The 19,465-nt window shown below is 38.7% G+C and carries 19 protein-coding genes; 7 read left to right on the forward strand and 12 right to left on the reverse strand.

The window, feature by feature from the left end; all coding sequences use genetic code 11:
* Positions 1 to 15: 15 nt before the first annotated feature.
* From AC4NPH_RS11765 to asnB, 7 genes are all read right to left on the reverse strand, one after another.
* A complete protein-coding gene (locus AC4NPH_RS11765; RefSeq protein ID WP_097813403.1) occupies positions 16 to 1,530 on the reverse strand; it encodes an alpha-amylase family glycosyl hydrolase in 1,515 nt (504 codons plus the stop codon).
* A 149-nt stretch (positions 1,531 to 1,679) separates the two neighbouring features.
* Complete coding sequence (locus tag AC4NPH_RS11770) at positions 1,680 to 2,939, reverse strand: ammonium transporter (RefSeq protein ID WP_371388974.1); 1,260 nt, start codon at positions 2,937 to 2,939, stop codon at positions 1,680 to 1,682.
* A 177-nt stretch (positions 2,940 to 3,116) separates the two neighbouring features.
* On the reverse strand, positions 3,117 to 3,458 hold the full coding sequence (locus AC4NPH_RS11775) for a P-II family nitrogen regulator (RefSeq protein ID WP_098315067.1): 342 nt from the start codon (positions 3,456 to 3,458) through the stop codon (positions 3,117 to 3,119).
* 185 nt (positions 3,459 to 3,643) lie between these two features.
* A complete protein-coding gene (locus tag AC4NPH_RS11780) occupies positions 3,644 to 4,492 on the reverse strand; it encodes a phytoene/squalene synthase family protein (protein WP_053486816.1) in 849 nt (282 codons plus the stop codon).
* A 70-nt stretch (positions 4,493 to 4,562) separates the two neighbouring features.
* Entirely contained in the window at positions 4,563 to 6,020 is a 1,458-nt protein-coding gene (locus AC4NPH_RS11785) for a phytoene desaturase family protein (RefSeq protein ID WP_098315065.1), read from the reverse strand.
* Positions 6,017 to 7,549, reverse strand: a complete 1,533-nt coding sequence (locus AC4NPH_RS11790; RefSeq protein ID WP_098315064.1) for a phytoene desaturase family protein — start codon at positions 7,547 to 7,549, stop codon at positions 6,017 to 6,019. The genes AC4NPH_RS11785 and AC4NPH_RS11790 overlap by 4 nt, the downstream gene beginning before the upstream one ends.
* A 315-nt stretch (positions 7,550 to 7,864) precedes the next feature.
* On the reverse strand, positions 7,865 to 9,712 hold the full coding sequence (gene asnB / locus AC4NPH_RS11795; protein ID WP_013055362.1) for an asparagine synthase (glutamine-hydrolyzing): 1,848 nt from the start codon (positions 9,710 to 9,712) through the stop codon (positions 7,865 to 7,867).
* Positions 9,713 to 9,883: 171 nt separating this feature from the next.
* On the opposite strand from asnB, the gene AC4NPH_RS11800 reads away from it, so the two are divergent.
* Positions 9,884 to 10,444 (forward strand): DUF2777 domain-containing protein, encoded by a 561-nt coding sequence (locus AC4NPH_RS11800; protein WP_013055361.1) that lies wholly within the window; start codon positions 9,884 to 9,886, stop codon positions 10,442 to 10,444.
* Positions 10,445 to 10,485: 41 nt separating this feature from the next.
* Here AC4NPH_RS11800 and AC4NPH_RS11805 read toward each other — a convergent pair whose 3' ends face one another.
* Together AC4NPH_RS11805 and AC4NPH_RS11810 are read right to left on the reverse strand one after the other, a co-directional pair.
* Complete coding sequence (locus AC4NPH_RS11805) at positions 10,486 to 10,833, reverse strand: DUF1516 family protein (protein ID WP_013055360.1); 348 nt, start codon at positions 10,831 to 10,833, stop codon at positions 10,486 to 10,488.
* A gap of 78 nt (positions 10,834 to 10,911) precedes the next feature.
* Complete coding sequence (locus tag AC4NPH_RS11810; RefSeq protein ID WP_491938722.1) at positions 10,912 to 12,084, reverse strand: DUF418 domain-containing protein; 1,173 nt, start codon at positions 12,082 to 12,084, stop codon at positions 10,912 to 10,914.
* A 198-nt stretch (positions 12,085 to 12,282) separates the two neighbouring features.
* Here AC4NPH_RS11810 and AC4NPH_RS11815 point away from each other — a divergent pair, with 198 nt between their 5' ends.
* The 6 genes from AC4NPH_RS11815 (at position 12,283) to AC4NPH_RS11840 (ending at position 14,496) form a co-directional block, all read left to right on the forward strand.
* Positions 12,283 to 12,504 carry a spore germination protein gene (locus AC4NPH_RS11815; protein ID WP_013055358.1) on the forward strand — a complete coding sequence of 74 codons (222 nt, stop codon included), beginning with the start codon at positions 12,283 to 12,285 and terminating at the stop codon, positions 12,502 to 12,504.
* A 30-nt stretch (positions 12,505 to 12,534) separates the two neighbouring features.
* On the forward strand, positions 12,535 to 12,810 hold the full coding sequence (locus tag AC4NPH_RS11820; protein ID WP_029324687.1) for a spore germination protein GerPB: 276 nt from the start codon (positions 12,535 to 12,537) through the stop codon (positions 12,808 to 12,810).
* Positions 12,811 to 12,899: 89 nt separating this feature from the next.
* A complete protein-coding gene (gerPC, locus tag AC4NPH_RS11825; protein ID WP_029324684.1) occupies positions 12,900 to 13,601 on the forward strand; it encodes a spore germination protein GerPC in 702 nt (233 codons plus the stop codon).
* Positions 13,598 to 13,774 carry a spore germination protein GerPD gene (locus tag AC4NPH_RS11830; RefSeq protein ID WP_013055355.1) on the forward strand — a complete coding sequence of 59 codons (177 nt, stop codon included), beginning with the start codon at positions 13,598 to 13,600 and terminating at the stop codon, positions 13,772 to 13,774. Before gerPC ends, AC4NPH_RS11830 begins: the two co-directional genes overlap by 4 nt.
* Positions 13,775 to 13,786: 12 nt before the next feature.
* Positions 13,787 to 14,218, forward strand: a complete 432-nt coding sequence (locus tag AC4NPH_RS11835; RefSeq protein ID WP_013055354.1) for a spore germination protein GerPE — start codon at positions 13,787 to 13,789, stop codon at positions 14,216 to 14,218.
* 59 nt (positions 14,219 to 14,277) lie between these two features.
* Positions 14,278 to 14,496 (forward strand): spore germination protein, encoded by a 219-nt coding sequence (locus AC4NPH_RS11840; RefSeq protein WP_013055353.1) that lies wholly within the window; start codon positions 14,278 to 14,280, stop codon positions 14,494 to 14,496.
* 46 nt (positions 14,497 to 14,542) lie between these two features.
* Here AC4NPH_RS11840 and hlpB read toward each other — a convergent pair whose 3' ends face one another.
* Genes hlpB through AC4NPH_RS11855 form a run of 3 tightly spaced genes read right to left on the reverse strand, consistent with a single transcriptional unit; the run spans position 14,543 to position 19,435 of the window.
* Positions 14,543 to 14,848: an HNH nuclease-like protein HlpB gene (gene hlpB, locus AC4NPH_RS11845; protein ID WP_013081707.1), complete on the reverse strand. Its 306-nt coding sequence runs from the start codon at positions 14,846 to 14,848 to the stop codon at positions 14,543 to 14,545.
* Positions 14,849 to 14,861: 13 nt separating this feature from the next.
* Entirely contained in the window at positions 14,862 to 18,254 is a 3,393-nt protein-coding gene (locus AC4NPH_RS11850) for an SbcC/MukB-like Walker B domain-containing protein (protein ID WP_491938725.1), read from the reverse strand.
* On the reverse strand, positions 18,251 to 19,435 hold the full coding sequence (locus AC4NPH_RS11855) for an exonuclease SbcCD subunit D (RefSeq protein ID WP_098315061.1): 1,185 nt from the start codon (positions 19,433 to 19,435) through the stop codon (positions 18,251 to 18,253). Before AC4NPH_RS11855 ends, AC4NPH_RS11850 begins: the two co-directional genes overlap by 4 nt.
* Positions 19,436 to 19,465 lie beyond the last annotated feature (30 nt).

Below are 19,465 nucleotides of genomic sequence, written 5' to 3' on the forward strand. Positions count from 1 at the left end.
AATATAATTTGACAACTACGACGCGCTGTCCTTTTTACGAGATTGAGAAATTTTCTTTTCTTTTCTTCTTTTTGAAGATGCTTTGTACAAAAAGATGCCAAATCCCGTATAAACAACAGCAACCGCTGCGATATATCCAATATTAAACCCTGACTTTTTCACTACTTTATATACATTTGTGGTCTCAGGCTCCGATGAAATGTTGTATACATCGTCAACGGGTCGTATAATTCCTTCCGTTATTAACCCTCTTAGTTCATTTTCTTTTCCAACTTTTTTAAACGGGACATTAATGACCGACGTTTCCTTTGTATTATTAATCACAACAAACGTCGTTTCGTCCTTATACCTTCTCTTGTATACAGCCACACCTTTTTGCTCAGACACAAGGGTAAAGCTTCCTTTTCGAAGAGAAGGCGACTTTACTCTAAGTTCAGCCAGTTTTTTTAAATGATCTATAATATCGGGATTAGCTAAAAAATTCATCATGCCATAATTTTCTGCTCCCTTTCCCCCATTCAGCGCAATTTCCGTTCCATAAAAAACGATTGGTACACTCGGCGAAGTATAAAGGTAGGAAAGCCCTTGCTTTGTTCGGGCTCCAGGATGATTTTCACTCTTTAATGCTTGTGCTGTAAAACGTGTGCTATGAACATCATCTAAAAAATTGGCTAAAGGCTGATTACTTCTTTTCCCCCACTTGTCATACAACATTTTCTGCGGACGATTAGTACCGCTAAACGTAGCAGCAGTGGCTTCGGCTAGCGTTCTATCTACAAGCAAATCTACTCCTAACGAATCAGCCTGCTCATTTTTTTTTAATGGTTGCCCGTTTATTTCTCCTATTAATAGAAAAGAAGGATCCATGCTTTTTAGCGTCTTAGAAAAGGATGAAATAAATGCAGAAGGAGCTTGATCGATATCTTTAACGTAATATCCGTCAATATCTGCTTGTTTGCTCCACCAAGCAGCATTTTTAATAAGGTATTTCTGCACAGCACTTTCTTTTAAATTAAGGTGAGGCAATGCTTTAATTACTTCGTTATCTGTACCAGATTCATTACTTATCCATGTTTGTTTTCCTTTATCTGCTACCCAGGTATGATTGTTACTGATTGTCAAAGGAAATTCGACCATAATTTTTATCTTGCGCTCATGTGCTTTCTTCACAAGATTTTGTAAGTCTTTTAACGTTCCAAAATGATCGTCTATTTTATAATGGTTGGTCACCGCATATCCATGATAGCCTGTCTCATCATTTTCCATAAAAGGAGTTAATAAAACAGCGGTAAATCCCATCTCTTGAATATAGTCTAACTTTTGTGCTATTCCCTGTAAATCGCCTCCATAATAGGCATCTGAGCGTTCATAGTTAACATTTCGATCATTCTGTTCACTTCCGTTATAAAAACGGTTGATCATCAATGAGTATATTACCTCATCCCGTATATCTTTATGATCTTGCGCTGAGGCACTGCTTCCAAAAAGCAATAATAGTATAAGTAGCATACTTGTCCTTTTCCATTTCATCTATTCCCCTCCTATAGACGAACTGTTTCAAACTCACTTTTGTTTCCATTATAACGTTAACGCTTACATTATTGTTAAATAAGTTGATAAAAACAAAAAAAGTGATTAAAAGTTTTTACTTTTAATCACTTTTTTCCATCTATATACTGCTATACCGTCTCATTTACGTTCGATATATGAGGTTTATCCGATACTTTACCAACTTTATTTAATCGATCAATCAATCCAACACCAAATTCAGGATGAAGGTTACCATCTCCTGTCGCTACGAAACTTTCAAGAAATTCGTATGCGGATGAACCGTGTTCAGCAAAATCTAAACCAGCAATTTCTTCTTCGCTTGATACTCGAATAGAAGAAAAACGCGTGAGAACAAATAAGAATAACCCAACCGTTCCAATTGTCCAGCCCATCACAGCTATAATTCCAAGAGCTTGAATACCTAATAGCTGTACGCCACCGCCATAAAATAAACCATTAGCTGTATCAAACAGTCCCACTGCTAACGTCCCCCAAATACCGCAAATTCCATGAACGGTAATAGCACCAACTGGATCATCTAACTTCATTTTGCTATCGATAAAATGCACAGCTTCTACTAGAATAATTCCTGCAATTAGCCCAATGACGATCGCACCTGGAATCGATACGTTTGCTGTTCCAGCTGTAATCCCTACAAGTCCAGCTAAGGCACCGTTTAATGTTAAGCTAGCGTCAATACGTTTGTAGCGAAACTTTGTATATAAAGCAGAAGACAGGACTCCGCATGACCCAGACATTAATGTAGTTGCGATGATTCCTGGTACAAGGGCAGGATCCGCTGCTAATGTACTTCCTCCATTAAATCCAAACCATCCAAACCAGAGGATAAATACACCTAATGCGCCAAGTAGAATATTATGTCCTTGAATAGCATTGACTTTTCCATCGCTTCCATACTTTCCAAGACGTGCTCCTAGAAAAATAACTGCTACAGCCGCACCAAGAGCTCCAGTCAAATGAACAACTGTCGACCCTGCAAAATCTACGAAGCCTAGTTTAGACAACCATCCTCCTCCCCACACCCAGTGACCTACAACTGGATAAATAACAGCTACCATAGCAATTGTGAGCATCATATAGCTCGATAATTTCATACGTTCTGCTACCGCTCCTGAAATAATCGTAGCGCACGTTGCTGCGAAAACAATTTGAAAGACAAAAAAGCTCATTTGATCGCTTTCTCCATTTAAAAAGAAACCGCTCGAACCGATAAATCCTCCTTTAGTACTTCCAAACATAAGCGCAAAACCAACCACAAAATACAAGACGGAAGACACAGCTACCGTTAGCATATTTTTCATTAAGATATTAAGCGAATTTTTCGAACGAGTGAAGCCTGTTTCAACCATCGCAAACCCTGCGTGCATTAAAAACACAAGTACTGCCCCAAACATTACCCACATCATGTCAATTGATGCGCTGACTGATTCAACAGTTGGGTCAGCCGCATTAACGCGTGTGCTGCCAACAAACTAATAAACAAAGCCGCACTAATTTTCTTTTTCGACGCTTAACTCCCCCTCTATTAAAATAACACTCTCTTTTTATAAAATAGCCTCTACACCTGCTTCTCCTGTTCTAATTCGTACAGCATCCTCTACCGGATATACAAAAATCTTTCCGTCGCCTATTTGATTCGTAGAACAAATTGATTGAATGGTCTTAATGACTTCATCAACTTGTTCTGTTTCTAAAATCATTTCTACCTTGACTTTAGGTACTAGTTTGATTTCAAAACTTTGTCCCCTGAACAGTCCCTGCTCTCCTTTTTGCTGACCGCATCCTGCTACTTCTGAGACCGTTAATCCGTTTATTCCTACTTCCTCTAATTTTACGCGCAGTGCTTGAAATTTTTCTGGACGAATGACGGCTTCTACTTTTTTCATCGTAACCCCTCTTCCATGTTAGTTTTATTAACATTTAATGTTATGTATATTATCATATAGGTAATTTTCTGAATATTCAAGTTAATATGTGATAAAAATGAGACTTTTTTCTTATTTACATCATAGTTAACGCTTTCATATCTTTTCAAAAAAAAGTAACGCAAAGGAAAAGTAATTCCTTTGCGTTACCCCGTAGAAATAGATGTCATAATTTTCTTTTTCACTTGACTTGTGACAAAGTGCTTTTCTGTAAATACGTCATAATTTTCTTTTCGAATTTTATCAAGAATCGCTCGGTATAAATGCGCCGCTCCTGTAAGAGGCAAACGAGAAGCCACCGGATATTTATGAATCGACTGAAGTCCTTTTATATAATACATTTCCGCTTCTTTGGCCAGGTGCTCCCACATCTCTATGAATTCAGAAGTGACCCACCGGTTCTCTAATAGCATGCGCATATATCCGTAAGAATTCATAAGGTCTTTCGGTAAATAAATGCGCCCTCGCTCTAAGTCTTCCCCAACGTCTCTTAAAATGTTGGTCAGCTGCATCGCAATGCCTAATGCAACTGCTTCTTCTTCTAATTCTTTATGAGTAGTTGGAGCTAAAATCGGTAAAAGCATTAACCCTACCGTACTCGCTACGTGATAAGAGTATGTTTTCACTTCATCAAGCGTATCGTATTCTTTTTTTACTAAATCCATTCTCTGGCCGGTAATCATATCATCAAACGCTTGAACATTCATCTCATATTGTTCAAATACATTGCGCAGAGCTACCCACATGGCGCTTTCGTTTAATAGTTCTCCATTTTTAAATCGGGCAAATTCTGATTCGAATTGCTGCAGCTCTATTTCAGGGTTGCATCCTTCATCTACAATATCATCGACTTGACGGCAAAATGCATATACTGCCCATACTGCCTTTCTTTGTTTTGACGGCAGCATGGAAAAAGCTTTGTAAAACGTTTTTGAGTTTTCTTTAATAATTTCTTCACACTGATTGTACGCTTTGTCTAACGAAATGTTCATCATATAGGACCCCTTTCTCTATTACTTTCTCTATTAAAGGATAAACCATCATTTCCTTATGGCTTACAAGATCTTAAGAAAGCTTTGCAACCGTTTGAACAGATGATTGTTCAATAAGATGATCAGCTAACATTTTTGCTCCTTGCATAACAATTGGCACGCCTCCGCCTGGATGAATAGATGCTCCGACCGCAAAAACATTTTTATATTCGTACGGCTGGTACTGGGGTCTGAATACGCCCGATTGAAACAGCTCAGGAGCAATACCAAAGCTTCCTCCTTCGTAAAGTCCAAATGCTTGAGCATCATTTGGCGTGCGTACTTTTACCCACTCTATTTCTTTACGAAGCTCTTCAAACCCTTTTTCTTCTAAAGTTCGAATGATTCCATCAACAAAATCTTGCTGATTGCTCCAATCAATGTGGCCACCTGATGGAACCGGTACAAGTGCATATAGCACACTTTTCCCTTCAGGGGCTAACGATGGATCAATAACAGAGGGATTAAATGTATAAATAGCGGGATCTTCAGGAATCGTTTTATGCTTAAACACTGCTTCCATATGTTTAGCTAAATCATTGCCCATAAAGTATTGATGCACATTGTGATGATCATATTTTCTCTTCAAACCAAGATAAAGCAGCAGACAGCTGGACGAAGGCACATACTTCTTTTCTTTTTTTCGAGCAATTTTCTCCATATTAGGAAAGTCGCCATTTAAAACAACTTGATCAAACGGATAAAGTTTTTCGTCAACAATAACCCCTTCCGTCTTGTCTCCTGATATAGAAAGCTCTTGAACCGCCTTATTCAAATGAATGTTTACACCTTGCTCTATCAGCGCCTTTTCAAGAAGTGGCACAAGACTTGCGTATCCGCCTTTTACGTAATAGATGCCATGAGCATGCTCACTGTAAGGAACAAGGGAATAAATAGCTGGCGCCGAATAAGGATTTCCTCCAATATAGAGAGATTGCAGGGAATAGGCATCTACTAGACGTTCATCATGGAAATACGTTGAAACAAATTTTCTCATTGATTTATTTGCATTCATTTTTTTTAATGCCTTGATGTTTTGCCATGTCCAAAAATCTCGTTTATTTACAAATATTTTTTCCAAAAATGCCTTACTTCCTAATTCAAATCGCTTTTTTAATTCAGTCATAAAACGCCGGTAGTTTTGCTCTTCGCCTGGAAACAAACGGCTAATCTCCTCTAACTGATCTTTTTCAGTCGCTTTTTTTGTATAGGTCGTACCGTCTGGAAAATGAATATCATAAAGTGGATCACAGCGTATTAGTTCATATTGAGAAGCAGAAATGCCTGCTTCATCTAAAATACGTTCAAGCATTAAAGGCAGTAAGACAATCGTGGGACCTTCATCAATTTTATAACCGTCTTTTTCTACAAACGCCAACCGGCCGCCAAGCTTGTTTTCTTTTTCGAAAATATCAACAGAAAATCCTCGTTTGCTTAATAACAAAGCGGTAATTAAACCGCCTATGCCGCCTCCAACAATTGCTGTTCTCATAATGCACTCTCCATTTCCTTCATGGTTTTAAACGGCTCATTCAGTAATTGTCCGTCTCTTTTTAAGATGAGCTTTGTCGTAATGCGAGATGATTCGAGAATAGTTGGTAGACCGCTTCCTGGATGAGTTCCTCCTCCAACTAGCCAGCAGTTTTCTAATTCTTCAAATTTATTATGCGGACGCAGCACCATCATTTGAGTGAGCTGATGTCCAAGGTTAAATGTCGCTCCTTTATAGACCAGCACGTCTTCTTCCCACTGCTTTGGTGAAATGATTTTTTCAACTTCAATATGACTCTCTAAATCTTTGAAACCCGTTTTCTTTTCTACAATTTTTAATACTGCATCCCGAAAATCTTTTTGTTTTTCATCCCAGTTTACACCGCTGAAATTATTTGGAACCGGCGCTAAAATATAAAGAGCAGACTTTCCTTCTGGTGCTAAAGTTGGGTCTGTTACACCTGGGTTTTGGATGTAGATAGAAGGGTCCTCTGAAAGAGCTAGCGTTTTTGTGATCTCTTCTACATTTTTTTTATAATCTTCAGCGAACACAATCGTGTGATGAGGCAGATCTTTGTACTGTTTGTCTATGCCTAAATAAATCATGAAAGTAGAACAAGAGTATTTTTTCTTTTCAAGTTTTTTAACTGCATATTTTTTAAGGGTACCTTCATCTATTAAATTCGTCATGGCATGAGCAAAATCTCCATTGATAATGACGTCGTCTGCCCCTATTCGCTCTCCATTTTCTAGAATAATTCCTTTTACTCTCTTATTTTCAATCCATAGTTTTTGGACACCTTGGTTTAAGTGGATGTGCCCTTGATGTTCTTCCACTACTTTTGCTATTGCTTGAGATAGTTGGTTTACTCCTCCTATTGGATGGAAGATACCGTAAGCGTGTTCCATAAACGATAAAATAGAAAAGGCTCCTGGACATTCCCAAGGGGACATTCCCAAGTACTTAGATTGAAAAGTAAAAGCTAATTTCAATTTCTCATCAGTGAAATACTTGCCAAGTACATCATAGAGCGTTTTACCTAAGGATAAATGCGGCAGTGCTCGAATTGCTTCAGGCTTTAAATAGTGATGAAAACGATCCATCTCGCCCTGCAATAAAGGCAGCAAAGCCGCCATCTTTGCTTCGGTGTCTTTCATAAAGCGCTCATAGCCTTCTCCGTTTCCTGGGTATAAACGTTCGATTTCTTCTTTCATCTTTTTATGGTTATCCGTCATCTGAATCTGCGCATCATCGAAAATAAGCTCATACATGAGATTTAGACGTTTTAAGTCCATATAATCATGCGCATTGCGATTAGCAGCTTGAAATAATTCTTCAAAAATCTGTGGCATGCTCAAAAATGTAGGACCCATATCAAACGTATAACCTGACATTTTAATCGCTGAATTTCGCCCGCCCACGTATCCTTGCTTTTCATATACATCTACTTTATAGCCATGACTTGCTAACAGCATCGCTGCCGCTAGTCCTCCTGGACCTGCTCCAATCACGATTACGTTTTTTTGCATACATACACTCCTAATCCTATACAATAGTTATACAAACATTATACAAATCTTTATTATTAAACACAACGATAAACTGCTTGTCTTTATTCGAATCATAAAATTACCAATAACTAAACCATTAAAACATGACGTTTGTACCATTTTTCCAGGGTTTCAGTACACTTTCCCTTTATTCGGTGCTTTCAAGCTTTTATTTTATATCTATGTAAAGTTATACAAAAATAGACTGCGGTCTTCTTCTCTAGTTAAACGTACAAAAAAGAGAAACAGATGACTTATTTCATAAAAAAAACCCTCTGTACTGAGAGGGTCCTGTCATTCAACAATTTGAATATTATTGTGAGTAAACCAGACGTGAATTTGAGCTAGATGAGCTAGCAGCTGAGGTCCTGTCATTAATTGACCAAACCAAGGTGCTTTAAATCCTTCTCCGCCTGTATCAATAATATGCTTTAACTGCTGCTTATCAAAAAATTCATGAAGAGGTGACTGTTTATCTTGTAAAAGAGATTGAAGCCATACAGTTACAGCTTTTGTATAAGCTGGGTTATGCGTTTTAGGATAAGGGCTTTTCTTGCGATAAAGAACATCATGAGGCAAAATTCCTTCAAGCGCTTTTCGTAAAATCCCCTTCTCTTTATTGCCCGTCATTTTCATCTCCCACGGAATATTCCATGCATATTCCACAAGGCGATGATCTGCAAAAGGTACGCGTACTTCTAAGCTCGCGCCCATGCTCATACGATCTTTACGATCTAATAAAGTTGTCATAAACCAAATCTGATTTAAATAAAACAGCTTTCTTCGCTGCGCATCTTCTAACGATTCACCTTCTAATTCAGGCACTTCCTTTAATGTTTCTTCATATCTTGCACGCACATAATCTTCTAACTGTAATTTCTTTCTCCATGAACTTTGCAGCAAATCAATTCGAGCATCTAATGAACGCATCCATGGGAAGGTATCCGAAGACAAATCATGTTTTCGGTGAAACCACGGATATCCTCCAAAAATTTCATCCGCACATTCTCCTGATAAGCTCACAACAAAATCTTGTTTGATTTCACGGCAAAACCAAAGCAGCGATGAATCTACATCAGCCATTCCAGGAAGGTCTCTCACCTCTACAGCCTCTGTTAAATGCTGCACAAGGTCCTCCGTTGAAATAATGCAGCGGTGATGATTTGTTTGAAACGTATCCGACATGAGCTTGATATAAGTTCCATCAGAATTTGGCTGAAACTCATTTGCTTTAAAAAATTTATCATTGTCTTCATAATCGATAGAATACGTATGAAGAGAGCCCTTGCCGCTTTCTTTGAACGCATTTGCAGCAATTGCTGTAATGGCGCTTGAATCTACTCCACCTGATAAAAATGTACAAACCGGGACATCGGACACTAGCTGTCTTACAATCGCGTCTTGCACTAAAAATTTAACTTTTTCTGTAGTTTCACCTAAATCATCTGTATGCTGCTCACTTTTTACGTTCCAGTATCGCCAAATCTTCAACCCGTTACGCGTAAGCGTGAGGGCGTGAGCCGGGCGCAATTCATTTATTTCTTTAAATACGCCGTGGCCGGGAGAACGAGAAGGTCCTAAGCCAAACACTTCTGCTAATCCATCTAATCCTACTTCGGCTTTCACCTCAGGATGAGCTAATATCGCTTTTAATTCCGATGCAAATTGAATTCCACCTTCATAAGATCGATAGAATAAGGGCTTCACTCCCATTCTGTCGCGTGCTATAAATAACTTTTCATTGGCTTCGTCCCAGATTGAAAAAGCAAAGATACCGTTAAAATGATCTACGCATGATTCTTTCCATTCTATATAAGATGTTAGAAGTACTTCCGTATCTGAATGTCCCTGAAATTGATAACCTCTTTTTAGTAATTCTTTCCGAATATCTTCCGTGTTGTAAAGCTCTCCATTATAGCAAAGCGTATAGCGCTGTTCATTTTTTTCTCTTGTCATCGGCTGTCTTCCGCCTTGAGGATCTACTACAACTAAGCGTTTGTGCCCAAAAGCAACATGCTGCTGTGTCCATACGTTGGTGTCATCAGGACCTCTTTTCGATAAAGTGTCAGCCATTTTTGTTATTGTTGCTGTTTCATTTAAAAGCGATCGCTTTAAGTCGACCCAACCCGTTATACCACACATCGTTTATCATCCTTTCTTTCACGCTCTTGTTTATGAATGAAATAATGCCATTGTATGCACGCAATAGTTACAGTTGAATTGTCCTTATATTTTATTTTCACTTTCGAGTTATAAAGAGAGCTTTTTTAGGCAATAAAAAAATATGGATAAATTTCACACGGAGGTTTGATTATGAATCATTATTCTAAACAACAAGCTCTGAACAATCAGCCGCGTTCCTTCGTGATTGGTACGGTTGAATGTGTTGATTCACAGTGGATTTTCTTTGAAGATGAAAGTGACGAAGCTTCCATGCTCCATGAAGTAATGGATGATACATTAGAACTTCTTATTGATACACGCTGGGAAAAAGCCATTATGGTTGATGACCGTCAAATAAAGCTTCACGATGGAACGTATTTATTGCGAAATGGGGATAAGCTAAGACTGACTAAAAAGCTACCTTATGCATACGAACAGCTTCTTCAATCACTACCGAAAGAGACCTTTTTATCATTCACTCAGCACTTAAATTCATTAAAATTCTCTCTTTATGATTGTATTTACTGTCACAACACATTATGTTTTTTACCGACAGACGGTGATACAAAAGGTGCTAATTTTATCATTTATGACAATGAGGAAAAAATTTGTGCCGTTCAGCATTTATTCGAACGAGGCACGCATCACCTAGATCGATTTGAATATACCGTTAATGATGGAGAACGTTCAATGAATCTTTTTTTAGATTAAAGCAAAAGAAAAAAGCTATCTTATCCAAGATAGCTTTTTTCTTATCCTAGTACGACATATCCGTAATAGAATACTAAGATAAGCGCAATTACAAGAACTGCCCAAGCAACGCCTGTACGCTTTCTTTTTTCAGTACGAACAAGTACCATTTCCATTCCCACAAGCACTAACACGCCTGCAATCCCTTTAATGAGCGCTGCGCCTTGAAAATGGTACCAAGCTGCTAACATATGCAGACCTGATACTAATACTAATAAGTATAGGAGTCTCGCCACCATATGTAGGATTTTTTGACCTTTAGCTTTACCTGCTCGATGTAAAATCAACGAAACCACAAACGAGATAATTAATAATGTCCAAAGCGTTACATGAATATGTAGTGGAGCCATTTATCTCACGTCCTTTCTGAAAATATCATATCATGAAAACCTTTCCTTCACCAATGATATAAGGAAGGAAAAGGATTTTTAGCGGCTGCGTCCATAAGTAGCATACCGAATGAGTTTTTCAAGGGGTCCATCTGAAAATAGGCTCATCCATATCCAGCTTCCCAGCAGTTGAACAAAAATGATAATCCCCGCAATAGCCAAGCCTTCTACAATTGAAATATGTCCATAGTATCCTAACCCATATGAGTAAAAAAGAAATGTACATACAATGGACTGGACAATATAATTAGTTAAAATCATTCTCCCCAAAAAGGCAAATGGCTGCATGACTTTTTGAATAGATACACTTCGCATAGCTAATGTGACCAACGTTACAATAAAAATTGCTCCTGCCGTTCCTCCGATTGTATCGTGAATATAAGATGTCGCTACATTGCGATCTAAAACATACGGCAATACAGATGATGCTGCATACACGATAAATGAAATAAGACAAAGCCACTTTGTCTCCACTATATATTCTTCTATTTCTTCGAACCACTCGCTTTTTGCCACAAAACCGCCTAATAAAAACAGTGGAAATAGCGATAAAAACAGAAAAGGAACCGTATTTAAATTATACGCGTAGTACCAATCAAGCAAGCGCTGATGAAAGATTGACGCAAAACTTCCGTGTCCATATGCTTGAAGCGCTTGGTCAATAATAGGCTGGTGAATTCCCGCTGCTGTATCTCCTTCATTAACCAAAGCCGCTGCTGTTAAAATAACAATCATAATCACAGCATAAATGCTAAATATTCCGGTTCCCCACGCTAATAACACTTCTTTCTTTGCTTCTTGAAAAAATAGCATGATCAAAGCAAAGAAGCTGTACATCACAATCATATCACCGTGCCACATAAATAAAGCATGAATAGCCCCAATGAGAAGCAAAGCCGTGATTCTTCGTACATAAAAAGGAGTAAAGCTTACTTGCCTTTCGTATGTACGCTGGAACATTTTCATAAAACCAAATCCAAACAAAATAGCGAGCAGCGCGTAGCCTGTCTGCCCTACAACTACATCAACTAATCCATTAGCAACATAATTCATTCTTGAACCATCCAACAAATTATGGTCGTAATAGGAAGCAGGTGAATAAAAATTCGGCATGTTCATGAGCAAAATACCAATAAGCGCGATTCCTTTTAATACATCCGCTGCCTCAATACGCTGTTCTTTATCAGCTGCGTTCATTTTGAAACGTTTCATTCTTTCACACCTTACATTATTTCATTATTGCTTTCACATTATATCGAACGCAAAAGTTTTTCTTCAATGTTTACTATTTCCATTCCTCTCTTTAATGTTTTGCTTACTCTCGGCATATAGATAAAGAAAAAGCATTAATCACCTTTTTGTCTAGGCTTCATATGCTGTTACTAGACTAAATTAAAAGGGTGTTTGCCTATGCCTGCCATTGTTGGTGTTGTTAATCTTAACAGTGTTGGTTCAGCCAGCGTCTTTCATATTGGAGATGTTTATACAATAGCCCCTATTTCCACTGCTAAAACATTTGCTGGCGCAGGTTCGTTTAATACAGGTGACGGATTATATGTTGTGAATCAGCAGAGCTCAACCAATACGTCAGACAATGACGTAAATGATCAAAATGTCGCTGGAAATCTATAATAGAAATGAAGCTCATACAGGAGGATGCTTATGAACTTTTATGTGAATCAAAGTATCTGTATTCAAAGTATGAAAATCAGTGCTGTAAGTAACTCTTCGGTACTTCAAATTGGAAGCGTCGGTGTCATTAAACCAAACTCAAATCTCTTTAATACAGGAGGATTTACAGGCGCCGCACCTACTGAAACAAAAAAAGGCATTCTTGGATCTGTTTCTCCTTCTACCTTTACTCCCGGAACCGGCGCAGGCACTGCCCCAGCTCCTTTTTCACAGTCGTTAACTCCTCCAGCTCGAGACAACGACTGACATGTTACAACCTTCATCGCCATATGTATATATATAACTATTTTCTTTATCAGAAGATAAGGGAATCGAGGTGATTGAAGGTGGATAACATGAACTATATTCAGCAAGTACATCAGTATGTTCAGCAAATGTCTTCGTATATTCAACAGCAAGAAGGACGCATTGCTCAGCTTGAAAAAAACGTACAAGAACTTCAGCAAAAAATAAAAGAGTTAGGTGAACAGCCACCTATTAAAATTGATAAAATTGAATATAAATTTGAACAGTTAAAAATTGATTCATTAGATGGAACATTAAATATTGGATTAAATCCTCTTACGCCTGATAATTTAGAAGATATCATTATCAATGAGAAACCAGAAGTAACGTTTTCGCAAGGGCAGCAGCCTCAAGGTGAGCAGCCGGGACAACCCGGAGGTCCTGGACCGCAAAATCCTAGCTTAAAACCATTGGACCGCCAGCTAGAAAAACAGTGGGTCTCTGATATCCACGAAACGATTTTAGCTGAACTTAATCAATATGGATTTTCTATGGTTCAACATGTGCTTGATGAGCGCTCGATGATGATTGATGAATCGTACTACGAGTTTATTTTAGAAGATATTAAAAAGCAGCTGCAGCAGCGGATTACTTTTTATATACAGCAAGTTCAGCCGGAAGAAATGGAACGAAATTTTGAACAAATCAAACCTCAAATTATCGGTAAACTTTATGAAGATATGAAAAAAGGAATTGACGCATTTTTAACGTATTTACCTGAATCTTTAAAGAAAGGTGGACCCCCTTCATGAACTTTAACGTTGTAAACCGCGAATTGCTTGTTGGAGACGTTAGTATTACAGGCGTATCTTCTTCTTCTCTTTTTTTAATTGGTGATGCCAATTACATCTCTCTATCCTCAACATTTGATACGCCGGCTGAATCTTTGATTATCGGCCCTTATGTTCCATTATCGTTATCATAAAGGAGCTTACCTATGCTTTCACGCACATCTTCTGTTAATTATATAGAAATTAATTCCTTGTCGGCGAGCTCCTTTTGCCAAATTGGAGATTCAACAGAAATTCATCTACTTAATAAAGCTTTAGCTGATCGGAGACAGTATCCGTTTTTCTACGGTCGAGAAGGAAACTTTGATGATTACGCTATCTTTAATGAGCCTATTCCTCATGGCGATTACGAACCTATTCCTGTTCAAACATGGAATGAAATACCTTTGATCCGTGTTAACAGAATTGATATAAAGGGATGCTCATTCTCATCAGTTATTCATGTTGGCTCAACGTGCAATGTTTATGCAGAAGCTCGCATTAAGCATATTCGCGAACTGATCAACGATGAACCTTCAAAGGAAGCTGAAGCAGGAACATCAAGTAGTGCTTCTTCACAAGCTAGCAGCAGTGAGTGAACCTTTTAAAAAGCGGCTCATATACTAAATTAATATCACGAAAAAAGGGTGTGAATCTCATGCCAGCAATAATTGGACCCGTTAGTATCACGAGCGTCGGAGGCGGTGTCGTAACGTTTGGAGATACGTTTTATGTTTCTCCAAAAAGCGCTGCTAAAACAGCGTCAGGCTCTGGTTCTTTAAATACAGGTAACTTTGTTAATACAAATAACGGCATTTCCGGAACAAATACGTTAGATCCAGATTTATTCGATCAAAATATAGCAGCAAATGCTTAAAAAAACCCCTTATCTTTGCTACTAAAGCGGATAAGGGGTTTTTTATTCACTTGGATTTTCGGCTGTTTGATTTCTTGGTTTTAGGTAATTTAGAAGAAGGCTGTTTACGAATCCATTTAATAAAAGAGCTAATTTTAGAATCAGCTTGTAATAAAGAAATCGTGTTAAGACGAATGGCTAATTCATCATTTGTGTATAATGCATGAATTTGCTTATGACACGGAATACATAAGTTTGCCGTTGGTTCAAACGCTCCGCCCATTTCCTTTGGCGTTAAATGATGTACGGTCGTTAAGACATCCTGCCTTCCGCATAATTCGCATGTTCCTATCCGCCTGTCTTTTTTCTTCATATAGATTTCCTTCCTATAAAGTTTCTACTCTTACACTAGTTCCTTTGCCAGAAGGCTCGGATGGCTCAACAATCAAACGTTTTGGCAGACGAGCGCGAAGTTCTTGAACGTGACTGATGACTCCAATTGATAAATTATTTGATTGAAGCTTTTCAAGCGCTGTAACAACCGTATCAAGAAGCTCTCCATCAAGCGTTCCAAATCCTTCATCTAAAAAGAAAAACTGCAGTGGATATTCTCCTCTTAGCTGAATTTGTGCAGATAATGAAAGGGCTAAAGCCAGCGAAGTTAAAAACGTCTCTCCACCAGATAAAGTTGAAACCGGACGTTTTACGCCTCCATTTGCATCATCTCTCATAATAAAGCCGCCTTGGGAATCAACTTCAATCGCATAGCGCTGACGTGTTAATATACCCAGACGCTCTGAAGCATCTCGGCTAACGGACATCAGCTGTTCTTCAGCAATGTATTCCACGAAAGCATTTCCTTTAAATACTGTTTGAAGCTTTTGATACTGTTCAAATAAGGCTTGTTTTTCTTCACGGTCTTGTTCAAGCACTAAAAATCGCTCATGTCGTTCTTTGACGCTTTTTAACGTTTGCTCAGCTGCTCCCTTGAGCTGAACGGCTTCTTTCACAGCCGCTTTTATATCATGAAGCAGCTGCTGAGTTTCTTCAAATTGCTGCTCTTCTATGGACTGGTGATTCAGCTGGATATTTAACTGTTCAATTGATGACTTCATCTGTTTTATGTTGTCCCAATAAGCCTGAACAGTTTCATCCAACAATTTCATCTCATCATGTGATAACAAAGCTTGCTGAACTTCTTTTCCTTCGCTGAATAAAGAATTCCCTATAGCTTCTTCCCATTTTTCAGCTGCTTTTTTATACTGCATATGAGCTGTTTCTAGAGATTCGCTCGCTGCTTTTTCATCCATTTGCAGCGTTTGATACGCTTTTTGAACAGTCTGCCAATGTTGATATGCCTGCTGTTCATTCGTCTCTAATTCCGCAAGTAAAAGAACTGTTTTTTGCAGCGCCTGTTCAATATCTTCTTGATCTGTAAGCGTACGCAAGCGTTCAATTTGCGAGTGAACAAGAGATTGTTTATGAGACAGCATTGCTTTTAATTCTGTAAATTCTTTTTCGCCCGCATATTTCTCTTCTTTAAGACGTTCGATTTTCTTTTGCTGATTTTCAAAAAATACGCTGCTTTTTTCAATTCGAGCCTTTATTGTCTGCTCTTCTTTTTCTCTTTCAGTCAGCCTTTTATTAATTTTTTCCATCTCTTCAAATACAAAGGAAGGATAGTCTTGTTGAAAAGCTTCTTTTCCCGCTTGTAGCGCCTGTTTTTGCTGATTTACTTTTCCTTCTAATTCAGCTTGTTCTTTTTGATAATGAGCAAGCTCTAATTCAATCTTTTCAAGACTTTGCTGGACCTTTTGCATCTGCCCGAGAATTGCTTGCTGTTTTTCACTTACCTGCAAATAATCCTGCTCAAGAGATTTGATTTCAACTTCTATTTTCTTAGCATAATGGCCAAAGGCATCTGTATCCATTTCTCCTAAAGCAGGAACTTCGCCAGCTTCGTTCATAAACTCAGCTAACTCAGGTATTTTTTCAACAAGAGGTTTAGCTAGCTGTTCAAGCTGCATTTTGAGCGACGAATAACTAAATCGCTGTTCACGCAATTGATTAACTTGATCTTCGAACTGATCCGCTGATTCAGTTGTGATGTCACCTTCTTGTTGGTGTAACACGGGGTTAGGGTGATGCTCAGAGCCACAAACTGGACAAGGCTCACCTTGGGTCAGCTGCTCAGCTAATTGATGAGCCAGACGGCGTGACCATTCTTTTTCTTTGCGTCTTTTTAGATTGCTCATTAAACGATCTGCTTGTTGAAAAAGCTGCTGAAATTCTTTTTCCCGCTCACATACAGTGTGATACAAGCCTTGAATATCTGAAAATAACCCTTTACTTTGTTCTACTGTTTGCTGATATCTCTCTTGGTGTGTTTGTTTTTGTGTGTGCAAATGCTTAAGCTGTTCGGCTTTTTCTTTATACGTTTTTTGACCTTCATCTAGGTTTTTTTTATCGTTATTCCATACTTGATAACGGTAAAATGCTTGCTGAACAGCCTGCCGATAATCAGGTTGAATCTCCACTTTTGTTAATGCTTCTTTTAACTCTTTTTGAAGAGTCAAGCCTTGCTGATACCGCTTATCTGCTTCCATTAATTCATCATTTTTCGCTTGAAGTGCCTGCTGCTTTTGCTGAAGAGAAACTTCCCCTTCTTTTATTTCTTGCTGTCCTTCTTTAATTTGTTTTTGAAGATCAGATGCTTGTTGAAGCTGTTCTTTTTGAACAACTAATTTGGGCTGCTGTTCATTTTTTTGTAAGCGAGCCTGCTCATATAAACTATTCGATCGCTTATATTCCTCACTTTTTTGAACAATTTGTGCTTTTAATTTTTCTACTTTATCTTCGTAAAGCTTTTGCTGTTTTTCAGCTTGTTCAAATGTTTCTAAATAGGGAAAAAGACGTTCTGCCTGCTGAGCTTTCGTCAGCACATCTTGCTTTTGTCTAATCTCCTCTTCCTGCTTAGAAGCATGCACTAGTTTTTCTTCTATCAGTGCTTTTTCCTGCTGCGCTTTCCAAAGAGACGCCTGCTGATCGTATCTTTCCTGCAAATCAGACGCTTCTTTTTCTCGTTTTTCCAAAAGTACAATGCTATCACTTACAAGCTGCTCCGCTTCCCTTACTTTCTCTGTTGAAGCTTCACCTAATCCCGTTTGTTCTGCCGTGATTTTATCTAGGTCTGTCTTTAGCTGCTGAACTTGATAGCGTATTTTCTTACTAAGCTGATCTCCGTACTGCTCGAGATTAAAAAGACGCTGCAGCATTTGACGCCGCTCCGTTCCTTTTAACGATAAAAACTCCGCAAATTTTCCTTGCGGTAATACAACAGCTCTTGTAAAATCATCAATTGTTAAACCAAGAAGCTCCTGTACCTGCTGGTTTACATCATTTGTTTTATCTGCTAATACGTACGTTTCATCTTCGATTTCAATCAATCGACTTGAAGCTGATTTTACACGAAGCTCATCCGTCCGTTTAAAGCTTCGTTCAACAGTATAGCGTTTTTTATGACTAGCGTTTTCCAGCTCGAACGTAAACGATACTTTCAGTTCATTTTCCCCGTGATTTAAAATTCCTTGTGTATTATTGGCTGCACGCTCTACTTTTCCGTATAAAGCTAGTGTAATGGCATCCAAAATGGAAGATTTCCCGCTTCCTGTAGGACCAAATATTCCAAACACACCGCCTGAACACAGCGCTTCAAAATCGACAGTTTGTTTTTCTCTAAAACTGTGAAGCCCCGAAACGGTCAAGTTAATAGGTTTCATTTTTCATCCTCCTTTCCCGATACTTCTTCATCGTTAATCAAGGTTAAAAACAGTTTGACTAATTCAGTATCTGGTGCCCCTCCGCCGGTTTGCCTGCCGTAGAACTTTGTAAATAGTTCTTCGATCGGCACTTCGCGCTGTGAACGTGTTTCAAGTGCTAGTTCTTCTGCTTTGAATACCGGACGAATATGAATAAAGCCTGGATGAAGCTTGCGAAGGCGATGGATTTCTTCTAGTGAAAGTGCATCTTCTACGTGAACTTCTAAATCAACCCATGCCTGCGTATCTTTTTGCTCATCAAGCCACGTATATACTTCTGCCAATCCGTTTTTCGCTTTCCAACGTGCCAAAGGCTTTCCACTAGATAATGGAATTTCAGTCATCTCAATCTCTTTTCCTGGCTTAGCGTCTAAAATGGTAACGGACTTTGCATATCCTGACTCTGAAAAACTATAGGCAAGAGGTGAACCGGAATATCTTGCAAGGGTGCTGGCGCGATTGATCATTTGCGGGCGATGCAAATGTCCTAGAGCTACATATTGAGCATTAGCAGGTAAACTAGTTGCCGCCACCGTATAAGCTCCTCCTACTTCAATTGGACGTTCTGAGTCCGTTGAACTTCCGCCTGCTACGTAAATATGACTCATGGCAATATTAACGCTATCTGTTGTGAACTGCTCACTCATTTTATCGAAAATACCTTTTACTCTGGCATCATATGAGTTTCGAAGAACCTGCTCATCATTTTCTTCTGCTAACAGTTCCTTTAACCTTGATTCAGATGGGTAAGGAAGAGCCGCAACCTTTAACATTTCATCTGATGTAGGAATGTGAATGCTTTCTACATCGGTAGTAGGCAAACCAAGAAGCGTAATATTTTGATGAACAGCTAATGGAGAAGCCGCCGACAGCCGATCTGGGTTATCATGATTACCTGCAATAACAATAATCGGACGTTTTCCATTGTTGCTCAACCTAGACATACTTTCGTAAAAAAGCTGCTCTGCCGCTGCTGGAGGGTTAACCGTATCAAAGGCATCTCCCGCCATGAGAATAGCATCTATCTTTTCTTCTTCCACAATGTCTGCCAGTTCATCTAAAAACTGTGCTTGCTCAGCCAGACGGCTTCGCCCTTCTAACGTTCGCCCCAAATGCCAATCCGCTGTATGTAATAAACGCATGTTACTCTCTCCTTATTGTTGAAAAAGAAG

The sequence above is a fragment of the Priestia sp. MDV22-iso46 genome, from assembly GCF_058629175.1.

Bases quoted from the DNA above. Each gene is read 5' to 3' on its own strand.
- AC4NPH_RS11765 (WP_097813403.1), bottom strand. From the start codon at position 1,530: ATGAAATGGAAAAGGACAAGTATGCTACTTATACTATTATTGCTTTTT.
- AC4NPH_RS11770 (WP_371388974.1), bottom strand. From the start codon at position 2,939: ATGCACGCAGGGTTTGCGATGGTTGAAACAGGCTTCACTCGTTCGAAA.
- AC4NPH_RS11775 (WP_098315067.1), bottom strand. From the start codon at position 3,458: ATGAAAAAAGTAGAAGCCGTCATTCGTCCAGAAAAATTTCAAGCACTG.
- AC4NPH_RS11780 (WP_053486816.1), bottom strand. From the start codon at position 4,492: ATGATGAACATTTCGTTAGACAAAGCGTACAATCAGTGTGAAGAAATT.
- AC4NPH_RS11785 (WP_098315065.1), bottom strand. From the start codon at position 6,020: ATGAGAACAGCAATTGTTGGAGGCGGCATAGGCGGTTTAATTACCGCT.
- AC4NPH_RS11790 (WP_098315064.1), bottom strand. From the start codon at position 7,549: ATGCAAAAAAACGTAATCGTGATTGGAGCAGGTCCAGGAGGACTAGCG.
- asnB (WP_013055362.1), bottom strand. From the start codon at position 9,712: ATGTGTGGTATAACGGGTTGGGTCGACTTAAAGCGATCGCTTTTAAAT.
- AC4NPH_RS11800 (WP_013055361.1), top strand. From the start codon at position 9,884: ATGAATCATTATTCTAAACAACAAGCTCTGAACAATCAGCCGCGTTCC.
- AC4NPH_RS11805 (WP_013055360.1), bottom strand. From the start codon at position 10,833: ATGGCTCCACTACATATTCATGTAACGCTTTGGACATTATTAATTATC.
- AC4NPH_RS11810 (WP_491938722.1), bottom strand. From the start codon at position 12,084: ATGAAACGTTTCAAAATGAACGCAGCTGATAAAGAACAGCGTATTGAG.
- AC4NPH_RS11815 (WP_013055358.1), top strand. From the start codon at position 12,283: ATGCCTGCCATTGTTGGTGTTGTTAATCTTAACAGTGTTGGTTCAGCC.
- AC4NPH_RS11820 (WP_029324687.1), top strand. From the start codon at position 12,535: ATGAACTTTTATGTGAATCAAAGTATCTGTATTCAAAGTATGAAAATC.
- gerPC (WP_029324684.1), top strand. From the start codon at position 12,900: ATGAACTATATTCAGCAAGTACATCAGTATGTTCAGCAAATGTCTTCG.
- AC4NPH_RS11830 (WP_013055355.1), top strand. From the start codon at position 13,598: ATGAACTTTAACGTTGTAAACCGCGAATTGCTTGTTGGAGACGTTAGT.
- AC4NPH_RS11835 (WP_013055354.1), top strand. From the start codon at position 13,787: ATGCTTTCACGCACATCTTCTGTTAATTATATAGAAATTAATTCCTTG.
- AC4NPH_RS11840 (WP_013055353.1), top strand. From the start codon at position 14,278: ATGCCAGCAATAATTGGACCCGTTAGTATCACGAGCGTCGGAGGCGGT.
- hlpB (WP_013081707.1), bottom strand. From the start codon at position 14,848: ATGAAGAAAAAAGACAGGCGGATAGGAACATGCGAATTATGCGGAAGG.
- AC4NPH_RS11850 (WP_491938725.1), bottom strand. From the start codon at position 18,254: ATGAAACCTATTAACTTGACCGTTTCGGGGCTTCACAGTTTTAGAGAA.
- AC4NPH_RS11855 (WP_098315061.1), bottom strand. From the start codon at position 19,435: ATGCGTTTATTACATACAGCGGATTGGCATTTGGGGCGAACGTTAGAA.